A 12,254-nucleotide genomic window follows, 5' to 3' on the forward strand; every position below is an offset into this window, starting at 1 on the left:
ACCGTCATGAATAAACAGAGTGGTTTTACCCTGATCGAGCTGATGATCACCTGTGTGATCTTGGCGATTCTCGCGTCCATCGCGCTGCCCAGCTATTTCAGCTATGTCGAAAAGGCACAGTGTGAAGATGGCAAGGCCTTGTTAAGTAGTGCGGCGCAACAGATGGAACGACGCCGTGCGGAAAATGGCGGGAAGTATGATACCAATACAGCGCTAAGCAGTAGCAGCACGGTATTTACGGTACAAGCCAGCGACGTAACAGCGACTGCCTATACGCTAATCGCCTCGACGACATCTTCTGCCCGCATCAGCGGCAACATGACACTGACCGCGGCTAATGCGCACGGCGGCTCACTTGGGGACAAATGCAGTTGGTAACTCCGTATTGAAGGGACAAACGGGTTAATCAGCAGAAAACAAGACGCAAATAAATAGCCCCCGCACTCCACCGGAGTGCGGGGGCTATTTATTTCGGCGAGGATCAGATCGCCTTCACCCGCAACTCCTTCGGCATGGAAAACGTGATGTTCTCTGGCCGACCATCCAGCTCCGTTTCCCCTTCAGCGCCCCAGGCGCGTAGTTGTTCCACCACGCCACGAACCAATACCTCAGGAGCGGAAGCGCCTGCGGTGATGCCGACGCCTTTGGCATCGGCGAACCACTCGGCGCGCATGTCTTCCGCGCCGTCGATCAGATAGGCCGGGGTGCCCATGCGCTCGGCCAGTTCGCGCAGGCGGTTAGAGTTGGAGCTGTTGGGGCTGCCGACTACCAGCAGGACATCGCATTCGCTGGCGAGCTGTTTGACGGCATCCTGGCGGTTCTGCGTGGCATAGCAGATGTCGTCCTTGCGCGGACCGCCAATGGCGGGAAACTTCGTTCGCAGCGCGTCGATCACCTTGCTGGTGTCATCCATCGACAGCGTGGTCTGAGTCACGAACGCCAGATTTTCGGGGTCACGCACCTGCAACTCGACGACATCCGCTTCGTCTTCGACCAGGTAGATGGCGCCGCCGTTGCTGGCGTCGTACTGGCCCATGGTGCCCTCCACTTCCGGGTGGCCCTCGTGACCGATGAGGATGCACTCGCGCCCTTCGCGGCTGTAGCGCACGACCTCCATGTGTACCTTGGTCACCAAAGGACAGGTCGCGTCGAAGACCTTCAGGCCACGGCGCGCGGCCTCATCGCGCACGGCCTTGGAGACGCCATGGGCACTGAAGATGACGATGACGTCGTCCGGCACCTGATCCAGCTCTTCGACGAACACGGCGCCACGGGCGCGCAAGTCCTCGACGACGAACTTGTTGTGCACCACTTCATGGCGCACGTAGATGGGCGGGCCGAATACTTCCAGGGCGCGGTTGACGATCTCGATGGCGCGGTCAACGCCGGCGCAGAAGCCGCGGGGATTGGCGAGTTTGATATACATGCTGGCTGTCTCGGTATTGATCGGGGATCGCAAAGACATGCTGAGTCGATCCCGAAAGATACAGCCTGCGCGGGATCAGTGCAGGCTGCAAGAAGAGCTCGCGGCTAAAGCCGCTCCTACAGGGTCAGCACTACTGACTTAGAGCGCTTTGACCTCGATGATTTCCACGTCGAACTGCAGCACCTTACCGGCCAACGGGTGATTGAAGTCGATGGTCACCTGCTTGTCGTCGAAGGCTTTGACCACGCCCGGCAACTCGGTGTTGGCGGCATCGTTGAAGATCACCAGCAGCCCCTCGGAAAGCTCCATGTCCTCGAACTGGCTACGCGGCATGATCTGCACGTTCTGCGGGTTGGGCTGGCCGAAGCCCTGCTCCGGCTGCACCTGCACGCTGCGCTTGTCACCCGCCTTGAAACCATACAACGCTTGCTCGAAACCCGGCAGCAGGTTGCCGTCGCCGACCTTGAAGGTCGCCGGCTGCTTATCGAAGGTGCTGTCGACCACGTCGCCGCTTTCCAGCTTGAGGGCGAAGTGCAGGGTCACTTCCCGATCCGGGCCAATGCGTACATCTGTCATTGCGTAGCCTCCTTCGCCGACTTGTCGCTCTTGAACATATCCAGTGCCAGCAGAATGGCACCGATGGTGATGAAGGTGTCGGCCAGGTTGAACGCTGGGAAGTACCAGCGGTTCTGCCAGTGCACCAGGATGAAGTCGACCACGTGGCCCAGCACCACGCGGTCATACAGGTTACCCAGCGCGCCGCCCAGCACCATGGTCAGCGCCAAAGCCAGCAAGGTCTCGTTGCGCTTGAGGCGCTTGAGCCAAACCACCAGCACGGCGCTGACGACGACGGCGATACCGGCGAAGAACCAGCGCTGCCAGCCGGCAGCGTCTGCCAGGAAGCTGAACGCCGCACCGGTGTTGTAGGCCAGCGTCCAGCTGAAGTAGTCCGGAATGACCACGATCTGCTGGTACATGCTCAGGCTGCCTTCGAAGAAATCCTTGGTCAGCCGGTCGCCGATCAGAATCAGCACGCTGAGCAGCAGCCAGGGCAGTTTGCCGAAACGGGCGTCAGGCATGCTTGCGCACCTCACCTTCGCCTTCGATGTTGCTCACGCAACGACTGCAGAGTTCCGGATGCTCGGCGTGGCTACCGACGTCGGCGCGCAGGTGCCAGCAACGGCCACACTTGGCGTGGACGGACTTGACGATCTTCAGCTTCAGCCCCGGCACCTCGGTGACGACGGCATCGGCCGGCGCATCCGCCAACGGCGCGGTGGCAGCGGCCGAGGTGATCAGCGCGAAGCGCAGCTCGTCGCCGAGCTTGGCCAGATCGCCGCTCAAGGTGTCATCACTGAACAGGGTGACTTCCGCCTGCAGGCTGGCGCCGATGGCCTTGCTTGCACGCATGGCTTCCAGCTCCTTGTTGACCGCGCCCTTGACCGCCATGACGCGCTCCCAATAGGCGTTGTCCAGCTCGAAGCCTTGCGGCAGACGCGCCAGGTTCTCGTACCAGGTGGCCAGCATCACCGACTCGGCGCGCTCACCCGGCAGGAACTGCCAGATTTCCTCGGCGGTGAACGCCAGGATCGGCGCCACCCAGCGCACCAGCGCCTCGCAGATGTGGAACAACGCGCTCTGGCAGGAGCGACGCGCCACGCTGTCGGCCGCCGTGGTGTACTGACGATCCTTGATGATGTCCAGGTAGAAGCCGCCCAGCTCCTGCACGCAGAAGTTGTGCACCTTGGAGTAGACGTTCCAGAAGCGGTATTCGCTGTAGGCCTCGGTCAGCTCGTCCTGCAGGCGCGCGGTGGCATCCACCGCCCAGCGATCGAGATCGAGCATCTGCTCGGGCTGCAGCAGATCCTTGGCCGGGTCGAAACCATTGAGGTTGGCCAGCATGAAGCGCGCGGTGTTGCGGATGCGGCGGTAGGCATCGGCGCTGCGCTGCAGGATCTGGTCGGAGACGGCCATCTCGCCGGAATAATCGGTCGAGGCCACCCACAGGCGCAGGATGTCGGCGCCCATGCTGTCGATCACCTTTTGCGGCGCGACCACGTTGCCGAGGGATTTGGACTGCTTGCGGCCCTGCTCGTCGACGGTGAAACCGTGCGTCAGCAGTTCCTTGTACGGCGCATGACCGTCGATGGCGCAACCGGTCAGCAGCGAGGAATGGAACCAGCCGCGGTGCTGGTCGGAGCCTTCCAGGTAGAGGTCGGCAACCGGGCCTTGAGCATGCGCCAGCTCGGCGTGGGAGCCACGCAGCACATGCCAGTGGGTGGTGCCGGAGTCGAACCACACGTCCAGGGTGTCGCGGCTCTTGTCGTACTGATCGGCCTCGGCGCCCAGCAGCTCGGCGGCGTCGAGCTTGAACCAGGCCTCGATGCCCTCCTGCTCGACGCGCTTGGCGACTTCTTCCATCAGCTCGACGGTACGCGGGTGCAGCTCGCCGCTCTCCTTGTGGGTAAAGAACGGGATCGGCACGCCCCAGTTGCGCTGACGCGAGATGCACCAGTCCGGACGGCCGGCGATCATGCTGTGCAGACGCGCCTGGCCCCAGGCCGGGACGAACTTGGTCTCCTCGATGGCCGCCAGGGAGCGCTCACGCAGGGTGCCGCCTTCCTTCGGCTGGCTGTCCATGCCGACGAACCACTGCGCAGTAGCGCGGTAGATCAGCGGCGTCTTGTGGCGCCAGCAGTGCATGTAGCTGTGGTTGATGGTCTCGTGCTTGAGCAGCGCGCCGACCTCTTCGAGCTTGGCGACGATGGCCGAGTTGGCTTTCCAGATGAACTGGCCGCCGAAGAACGGCAGCGAGTCGACGTACACACCGTTGCTCTGCACCGGGTTGAGGATCTCGTCGTTGCTCATGCCGTAGCGCTTGCAGCTATGGAAGTCGTCTTCACCATAGGCCGGCGCGGAGTGAACGATGCCGGTGCCAGCGCCCAGCTCGACGTAGTCGGCCAGGTACAGCGGCGACAGGCGGTCATAGAACGGGTGACGGAAGTTGATCAGCTCCAGCGCCGCGCCCGGCGCGGTGGCGACCACCTGGCCCTGCAGGTCGTAGCGCTTCATGCAGCTTTCGACCATTTCCTCGGCCAGCAGCAGCAGGCGATCACCCACATCTACCAGCGCATAGGTGAACTCGGGATGCACGTTCAGCGCCTGGTTGGCCGGGATGGTCCAGGGGGTGGTGGTCCAGATGACGATGGCCGTCGGTTTGCTCAGGCTGGCCAGGCCGAAGGCGGCGGCCAGCTTGTCGGCGTCCGCGACCGGGAAGGCGACGTCGATGGCTTCGGATTTCTTGTCCTGGTACTCGACCTCGGCCTCGGCCAGCGCCGAGCCACAGTCGAAGCAGAAGTTGACCGGCTTGAGGCCCTTGAACACGAAACCGTTCTTGACCATTTCCGCCAGCGCGCGGATCTCACCGGCCTCGTTGGCGAAGTTCATGGTCAGGTAGGGATTTTCCCAGTCGCCCAGCACACCGAGGCGGATGAAGTTGGCCTTCTGCTCCTCCACCTGTTCGGCGGCATAGGTACGGCAGCGCTCACGAGTCAGATCCGCCGGCTGGTTCTTGCCGAAGGTGGTCTCGACCTTGTGCTCGATCGGCAGGCCATGGCAGTCCCAGCCCGGTACGTACGGCGCGTCGAAGCCGGCCATGGTCTTGGAGCGGGTGATGATGTCCTTGAGAATCTTGTTCAGCGCATGACCGATGTGAATGCTGCCGTTGGCATAGGGCGGACCGTCGTGCAGGACGAACTTCGGCCGACCTTCGCCAATCTTGCGCAGCTTGCTATACAGGCCAATCTCGTTCCAGCGCTGCAGGGTCTGCGGCTCGCGTTGCGGCAGGCCGGCCTTCATCGGGAACTGGGTATCGGGCAGGTTCAGCGTGGCTTTGTAGTCGGTCATTTCGGGCTCTTCATCAGCGGGTGGCTCTGCCAATATTCACGGGCAGCGGCGATATCGGCGGCAATCGCCGCCTTCAAGGCCTCCAGCGAGGCGAAACGCTGCTCATCACGCAGCTTGTGGTGGAAAGCCACCGAGAGACGCCGGCCATAGAGGTCGCCGGCAAAATCCAGAAGGTGCACTTCCAGATGGGCGCTGCCGTCACCGGCAACGCTGGGGCGCACGCCGATATTGGCGACGCCTGGTTGAATCACGCCATCGATTACGCAGCTCACCAGATAAACCCCGGTCAGCGGCACCTTGCGCCGCTTGAGCTGAATGTTGGCAGTGGGCGCATTGAGCTGACGACCCAGCTTCTGCCCATGCAGCACGCGCCCGGCGATGCGAAACGGCCGGCCCAACAGGGCTTCGGCCAGCTCGAAATCGCCAGCGGTCAGTGCCTCGCGCACCCGGGTGCTGCTGACACGGCCACCGAGCACCTCGATGGTGGTCGAGGCCTCGACGCTGAAGCCATGGCGCTGGCCAGCCGCCTGGAGAAATTCGAAATCGCCGGCGCGGTCGCAGCCGAAGCGAAAATCGTCGCCGATTTCCAGATCCTTCACCCGCAGCCCATCGACCAGCACACGCTGGACGAACTCGGCCGCAGACAACTCGCGCAGGCGGCGATTGAAGGCCAGACACAGCACCAGATCAACGCCTTCTGCCGCCAACAAGGCGAGCTTGTCGCGTAGCCGGGTCAGACGTGCCGGCGCGGTATCCGGGCCGAAGAACTCGCGCGGCTGCGGCTCGAAGATCACCACGCAGCTGGGCACGGACAACTCCGCGGCACGCTCGCGCAGGCGCGCCAGGATGGCCTGGTGCCCACGGTGAACGCCGTCGAAATTACCGATGGTGACCACGCAGCCCCCTTCGGGCGGCTGCAGGTTATGAAGACCTCGAACCAGCTGCATAACAGGCTTCTTGTTCACAAAGTGGCCGATTATACGCACAGCGCGCCGCGCACAACAGGCATCACAGCGCCTTGCGGGCAAAGTCGCGCGGGCGGAAACCCAGCAGCAGGAGCATGCCGAAATAAGCGGCCAGGCCAACCGCCACCAAAGCGCCGAGGCGGAGCAGACGCACCAGCATCTCACCCTCGCCCCAGGCCGGCATGAAGTGGAGCATGCCCAACAGCGCCGCGACCATCACCGCCACCGCGACCACCAGCTTCGCCAGGAACAGCCCCCACCCCGGCAACGGCCGGAAGATATCAGCGCGGCGCAGTTGCCAGTACAGCAGGCCGGCATTGAGGCAGGCCGCCAGGCTGATCGACAGAGCCAGCCCGACATGCGCCAGCTTCAGACCGAAGACGAACCAGGCGTTCATCGCCTGAGTCGCCAACAGGCTGACGATGGCGATGCGCACAGGCGTCTTGATGTTCTGCTGAGCGTAGAACCCCGGCGCGAGGATCTTGATCAGGATCAGTGCCAACAGGCCGACCGCGTAGGCCACCAACGCCCGCTGGGTCATCAGCGCATCTTCGGCGCCGAACTTGCCGTACTGGAACAGCGATACCACCAAAGGCTCGGCCAGGATCGCCAGCGCCAGGGTGCAGGGCAGCACCAGCAAAAAACACAGACGCAGCCCCCAGTCGAGCAGACGGCAGTATTCGTCACGATTCTGGCTGGCGTAGGTCTTCGACAGCGCCGGCAACAGGATGGTCCCGAGGGCCACGCCGAGCACGCCGGAAGGCAGCTCCATCAGGCGGTCGGCGTAGTACATCCAGGACACCGAACCGGCGACCAGGAAGGAGGCGAAGATGGTGTTGATGATCAGCGAAATCTGGCTCACCGAAACGCCGAAGATCGCCGGCCCCATCTGCTTGAGCACCCGCCATACGCCGCTATTGCGCAGGTTCAGGCGCGGCAGCACGAGCATGCCAATGCGCTTGAGGTGCGGCAGTTGCCAGAGCAGCTGGGCCAGGCCACCGACCAGCACCGCCCAGCCCAGCGCCATGATGGGCGGGTCGAAATAAGGCGCAAGGAACAGCGCGAAGATGATCATGCTGACGTTGAGCAATGTCGGCACGAAGGCCGGCACGGAGAAGCGATTCCAGGTATTGAGGATCGCCCCAGCCAGCGAGGATAGCGAGATCAGCAATATATAAGGAAAGGTCACCCGCAACAGGTCGGCGGTGAGATCGAAGCGCTCGGCATCATCGGCAAACCCAGGCGCCGTGGCCCAGACAATCCAGGGTGCAGCCAGCACGCCGAGGGCGGTGACCAGCGCCAGCACCAGGGTCAGCAAACCGCTGACATAGGCGACGAAGGTACGCGCCGCCTCCTCGCCCTGCTGCATCTTGTATTCGGCCAGGATCGGCACGAAGGCCTGGGAAAACGCCCCCTCGGCAAAGATACGGCGCAGCAGGTTGGGCAACTTGAAGGCGACCACGAAGGCATCAGACGCCACGCCAGCGCCGAAGGTACGAGCGATGATGGTGTCGCGCACGAACCCCAGCACGCGTGAAAGCATGGTCAGGGAGCTGACGGCGGCCAGGGATTTGAGCAAATTCATGAAGGTTGGGCTATTCCGGACGGTCGCAAACGTGGACAATCCCCCGCTCGCAAAAGCGTCGAGTGTATCGAGCCACCGCTGGTCAGGCCAGCGGCGAAAAGTGCCCGCGGACTTGACAGCCGATAGTCATGTCGGCATGATTCGCGGCCTTAATTTGTGTAAACCCCCCAGTTTTCGAGGAGCTTGACGGTGGCCAACTCACCTTCTGCCAAAAAACGCGCCAAACAGGCTGAGAAGCGCCGTAGCCATAACGCCAGCCTGCGCTCGATGGTTCGTACTTACATCAAGAACGTCGTCAAGGCCATCGCTGCCAAAGACCACGAGCTTGCCAAGACTGCCTACACCGCTGCCGTTCCGGTCATCGACCGCATGGCTGACAAAGGCATCATCCACAAGAACAAAGCCGCTCGTCACAAGAGCCGCCTGAACGCGCACATCAAAGCGCTGGGCGAAGCTGCTGCCGCCTAAGCCGCGCGCAGGTTCTTGAAAAACCGGCCTCAGGGCCGGTTTTTTATTGCCCGCAATTTGCGCACAGAAAAATGCCCGCGCTCTTGCGATACGCGGGCATCGATACAGCCGTCAAGTGTCAGCCGCGCGCGGCCTTGATCACCTCGACGTACGGCTCGGCATTGCGCTGATCCTGAATCAGGGCAATGAAGTCATGACCTTGAGCATCGCACGCCGAAAGGTCGTAACCAGCCTCGACGAAGAAACCAACGAAGCGCTCGAAGTCGTCGATGCGCAGGCCGCGATAGGCCTTGATCAGCTTGTGCAGGGACGGTGGCGTGGCATCGGCCGGCTCCACGCCGAGGAACAGCTTGATCGAGTCGTCGCTGATCTCTTCGCCGATCACCTGCTTCTTGTCTTTACGCATCGCCCACTCCGCCATCTGTAGAAAGGGGCGCAAGTGTAACGCCGCCACCGGCCACGCTCAACGCGCAGCCGCCAACGCTGACACGGCGTGCTGCAACCACCACAGCCGACCCAGATCAATACCACGCGCACCAACGGCGCCCCTATAATGGCAGCCAGCCGACCGGGAGCCGCCATGTCACGCCTGTCATTGCCATTGTTTGCCGCCTGGCGCCAGACCCTGCGCGCCGGTTATTCCTGGAAAGCTCTGCGCGGCGACCTGAGCGCCGGACTGACGGTCGGCATCATCGCCATTCCGCTGGCCATGGCCCTGGCCATTGCCGTCGGCGCCGCCCCGCAGCATGGCCTGTACACGGTATTGATCGCCGCGCCGCTGATCGCCCTGTTCGGCGGCTCGCGCTTCAATATTTCCGGCCCCACCGCAGCATTCGTCGTGATCCTGCTGCCGATCACCCAGCAATACGGCCTCGGCGGCCTGTTGCTGTGCACCTTGATGGCCGGCCTCATTCTAATCAGCCTGGGCCTGCTGCGCGCCGGACGCCTGATCGAATTCGTGCCCTACCCCGTCACGCTGGGTTTCACCGCCGGTATCGGCGTCGTCATCGCCGTCCTGCAGATCAAGGATTTGCTCGGGCTGACCCTGCCCGGCAGCGCACAACACCTGACCGAGACACTGGTGCTGCTGGTGCGCGGCCTACCCAGCCTGAGCCTCGGCGACAGCCTGGTGGCACTGTGCACGCTGACAACCCTGCTGGTATGGCCACGACTGGTACCGCGGGTACCGGCCCACCTGATTGCCCTGACGCTCGGCGCCCTGCTGGCGTTGGCGCTGGAACATTTCGGCTTGCATGTGGCGACCCTCGGCGAGCGCTTCAGCTATAACCTCGATGGCATCGAGCATCCCGGCATTCCGCCATTCCTGCCGACCCTGGCACTGCCCTGGAATCTGCCCGGTGCCGATGGCCAGCCCTTGCATCTGTCATTCGAGCTGATCCGCCAGTTGCTCGCCCCGGCTTTCGCCATCGCCATGCTCGGCGCCATCGAATCGCTGCTGTGTGCCGTGGTGGCGGATGGCATGACCGGCAGCAAGCACGATCCGAACGCCGAACTGATCGGCCAGGGCCTGGGCAACCTGCTCGCCCCGCTGTTCGGTGGCATCACCGCCACTGCCGCCATTGCCCGCACCGCCGCCAACGTACGCGCCGGCGCGTTCTCGCCGCTGGCTGCGATCGTCCATGCTGGCGTGGTACTCGCCGCCATCCTGCTGCTCGCGCCGCTGTTCAGCTACCTGCCAATGGCCGCCCTGGCGGCGCTGCTATTGATGGTGGCGTGGAACATGAGCGAACCCAAGCACGTGCTGCATACCCTGCGCATCGCGCCACGCGGCGACGTGTTGGTACTGCTCACCTGCCTGGTGCTGACGGTCGTGTTCGACATGGTGCTGGCCGTCGCCGTGGGTCTGCTGCTGGCAGCCGGCCTGTTCATCAAGCGCATGAGCGAGCTGACCGACACCGCCGCGCTGGATCGCCAGCAACGCCAGGCCCTGCGCGAGCTACCGGAAGCAGTGCTGGCCTATACCATTCGTGGCCCGCTGTTCTTCGGCGCGGCGGAAAAGGCGCTGAGCGTGCTGCGCCGCTTCAGCACAGGCGTGCGTGTGGTGATCGTCGACATCAGCGCCGTGCCGCTGCTGGACATGACCGCCATCGCCGCGCTGGACAACGTGCTGCGTGACTACCGCCAGCAAGGCATCGCACTGATCCTCAGCGGCCCCAGCGCACAGGTGCGACTACAGCTGCGCCGCGCCGGCATTCACCGGCGGGCCGGGCAACTGGCGTATGTACGTGATTTGCCGCAAGCGCGGGAAAAAGCGCTGCGCTGGCTGGAAGAGAGTCCGCAGGTTTAGTGCGCCTGCCTAACGGCAGGCGCATGAGATTCGCGAGCAGAGCTCGCTCCTACAACTGAAGAGAGCGTTACAGCCCCTTGACCGCGAAGATGCCAGCCGCGTTGCGCCAGTAGCCCTTGTAATCCATGCCATAACCGAAGATGTAACGGTCGATGCAACTGAGGCCCACGTAGTCGGCTTTCAGTTCCGGGCGCGCCTTGCGGTCGTGCTCCTTGTCGATCAACACGGCCGTGTGCACGGCACGCGCCCCGGCGTGGTGACAGAAGTCGATGATCGCGCCCAGGGTATGCCCCTCATCGAGGATGTCATCGATGATCAGCACGTCGCGGTCGATGAAGGAGACTTCCGGCTTGGCTTTCCAGAACAGCTCGCCACCGCTGGTTTCGTTGCGGTAGCGCGTGGCATGCAGATACGAAGCCTCCAGCGGGAAGGCCAGCTTGGTCAGCAGCTTGCCGGAGAAGATCAGCCCACCGTTCATCACGCAGAACACCACCGGGTTGCGCTCGGCCAGTTCGGCATTGATGCGGGCGGCCACCTGATCGATGGCAGCCTCGACCTGGGCTTCGGTGAACAGGCAATCGGCTTCCGCCATGACTTGGCGGATATGCACGAGATCGGCAGACATGACGTTTCTCTCTCAGGCTGGTGGTGGCGGCGCAAGCAGGTAAAAGCTGATCGAGCCGTCAGATAAAAACGGGCAAAGGTACAGACCCGCGCAGCCTCGTACAAGCCCGGACGGACAAGCGTAGCTTCGCGCCCAGGATTTAGCGCGCAAGCGCATGATCGCTCACCACTTGGCACGAGCAATGCTTTAATCTAACGCGATTTTTTCACAATCCGCCCGTGCCAATGGTATGGCTCAGGTTCCGCTGTGACCGCGACGCGCAGTCGCTCACATCAGAGCCGAGTCGTCGCAGGGGTGCGGGCGGACGTTCAGCCAGCCGGAGAGACCACCCCATGCCCATCCGCGAGATCCGCCACCCGCTGATCCGTCACAAAATCGGCCTGATGCGCCGTGCCGATATCAGCACCAAGAACTTCCGTGAGCTGGCTCAGGAAGTGGGCGCCCTGCTGACCTACGAGGCCACCAACGACCTGCCGCTGGAGCACTACGAGATCCAGGGCTGGGCCGGCCCGGTGCAGGTCGAGAAGATCGCCGGCAAGAAGATCACCGTGGTGCCGATCCTGCGCGCCGGTATCGGCATGCTCGATGGCGTGCTCAGCCTGATCCCCGGCGCCAAGGTGAGCGCGGTCGGCGTGGCACGCAACGAGGAAACCCTGCAGGCGCATACCTACCTGGAAAAACTGGCGCCCGAGATCGACTCGCGCCTGGCGCTGATCATCGACCCAATGCTGGCCACCGGCGGTTCCATGGTCGCCACCATCGACCTGCTGAAGAAGGCAGGCTGCAAGGAGATCCGCGCCATGGTGCTGGTCGCCGCGCCCGAAGGCATCAAGGCGGTGAACGACGCCCACCCGGACGTGATCATCTACACCGCGTCCATCGATCAGTGCCTCAACGAACACGGCTACATCATCCCCGGGCTTGGCGATGCCGGCGACAAGATCTTCGGCACCAAGCAGAAGGACGCCTGA

The 12,254-nt window shown here is 63.1% G+C and carries 12 protein-coding genes; 4 read left to right on the forward strand and 8 right to left on the reverse strand.

From position 1 onward, the window contains the following. Nucleotides 1–6 precede the first annotated feature (6 nt). Complete coding sequence (locus tag VC352_RS15505; protein WP_322980426.1) at nt 7–378, forward strand: type IV pilin protein; 372 nt, start codon at nt 7–9, stop codon at nt 376–378. A 103-nt stretch (nt 379–481) separates the two neighbouring features. On the opposite strand, the gene ispH is transcribed toward VC352_RS15505, so the two are convergent. The 6 genes from ispH to murJ all read right to left on the reverse strand — a co-directional run bounded on the left by ispH (nt 482) and on the right by murJ (nt 7,882). Further along, nucleotides 482–1,426: a 4-hydroxy-3-methylbut-2-enyl diphosphate reductase gene (gene ispH / locus VC352_RS15510; protein ID WP_322980427.1), complete on the reverse strand. Its 945-nt coding sequence runs from the start codon at nt 1,424–1,426 to the stop codon at nt 482–484. 138 nt (nt 1,427–1,564) lie between these two features. Beyond that, nucleotides 1,565–2,002 carry a peptidylprolyl isomerase gene (locus VC352_RS15515; RefSeq protein WP_322980428.1) on the reverse strand — a complete coding sequence of 146 codons (438 nt, stop codon included), beginning with the start codon at nt 2,000–2,002 and terminating at the stop codon, nt 1,565–1,567. Further along, entirely contained in the window at nt 1,999–2,505 is a 507-nt protein-coding gene (gene lspA, locus VC352_RS15520) for a signal peptidase II (protein ID WP_322980429.1), read from the reverse strand. Before lspA ends, VC352_RS15515 begins: the two co-directional genes overlap by 4 nt. Continuing rightward, nucleotides 2,498–5,332 carry an isoleucine--tRNA ligase gene (ileS, locus tag VC352_RS15525; protein ID WP_322980430.1) on the reverse strand — a complete coding sequence of 945 codons (2,835 nt, stop codon included), beginning with the start codon at nt 5,330–5,332 and terminating at the stop codon, nt 2,498–2,500. The genes lspA and ileS overlap by 8 nt, the downstream gene beginning before the upstream one ends. Further along, a complete protein-coding gene (ribF, locus tag VC352_RS15530; RefSeq protein WP_322980431.1) occupies nt 5,329–6,279 on the reverse strand; it encodes a bifunctional riboflavin kinase/FAD synthetase in 951 nt (316 codons plus the stop codon). The genes ileS and ribF overlap by 4 nt, the downstream gene beginning before the upstream one ends. 61 nt (nt 6,280–6,340) lie before the next feature. Continuing rightward, nucleotides 6,341–7,882 carry a murein biosynthesis integral membrane protein MurJ gene (murJ, locus tag VC352_RS15535; protein WP_322980432.1) on the reverse strand — a complete coding sequence of 514 codons (1,542 nt, stop codon included), beginning with the start codon at nt 7,880–7,882 and terminating at the stop codon, nt 6,341–6,343. A 189-nt stretch (nt 7,883–8,071) separates the two neighbouring features. On the opposite strand from murJ, the gene rpsT reads away from it, so the two are divergent. After that, nucleotides 8,072–8,350 (forward strand): 30S ribosomal protein S20, encoded by a 279-nt coding sequence (gene rpsT, locus VC352_RS15540; protein WP_322980612.1) that lies wholly within the window; start codon nt 8,072–8,074, stop codon nt 8,348–8,350. A gap of 118 nt (nt 8,351–8,468) precedes the next feature. Here rpsT and VC352_RS15545 read toward each other — a convergent pair whose 3' ends face one another. Next, nucleotides 8,469–8,756 carry a PA4642 family protein gene (locus VC352_RS15545; protein WP_322980433.1) on the reverse strand — a complete coding sequence of 96 codons (288 nt, stop codon included), beginning with the start codon at nt 8,754–8,756 and terminating at the stop codon, nt 8,469–8,471. A 174-nt stretch (nt 8,757–8,930) separates the two neighbouring features. Between VC352_RS15545 and dauA the strand changes: the two genes are divergently transcribed. Beyond that, a complete protein-coding gene (gene dauA / locus VC352_RS15550) occupies nt 8,931–10,658 on the forward strand; it encodes a C4-dicarboxylic acid transporter DauA (RefSeq protein ID WP_322980434.1) in 1,728 nt (575 codons plus the stop codon). Nucleotides 10,659–10,725: 67 nt separating this feature from the next. Here dauA and VC352_RS15555 read toward each other — a convergent pair whose 3' ends face one another. Further along, on the reverse strand, nt 10,726–11,283 hold the full coding sequence (locus tag VC352_RS15555; protein ID WP_322980435.1) for a hypoxanthine-guanine phosphoribosyltransferase: 558 nt from the start codon (nt 11,281–11,283) through the stop codon (nt 10,726–10,728). Nucleotides 11,284–11,615: 332 nt separating this feature from the next. On the opposite strand from VC352_RS15555, the gene upp reads away from it, so the two are divergent. Next, complete coding sequence (upp, locus tag VC352_RS15560) at nt 11,616–12,254, forward strand: uracil phosphoribosyltransferase (protein WP_322980436.1); 639 nt, start codon at nt 11,616–11,618, stop codon at nt 12,252–12,254.

Source organism: Pseudomonas sp. C11 (genome assembly GCF_034683865.1).
In the GTDB taxonomy this organism is placed as follows: domain Bacteria; phylum Pseudomonadota; class Gammaproteobacteria; order Pseudomonadales; family Pseudomonadaceae; genus Aquipseudomonas.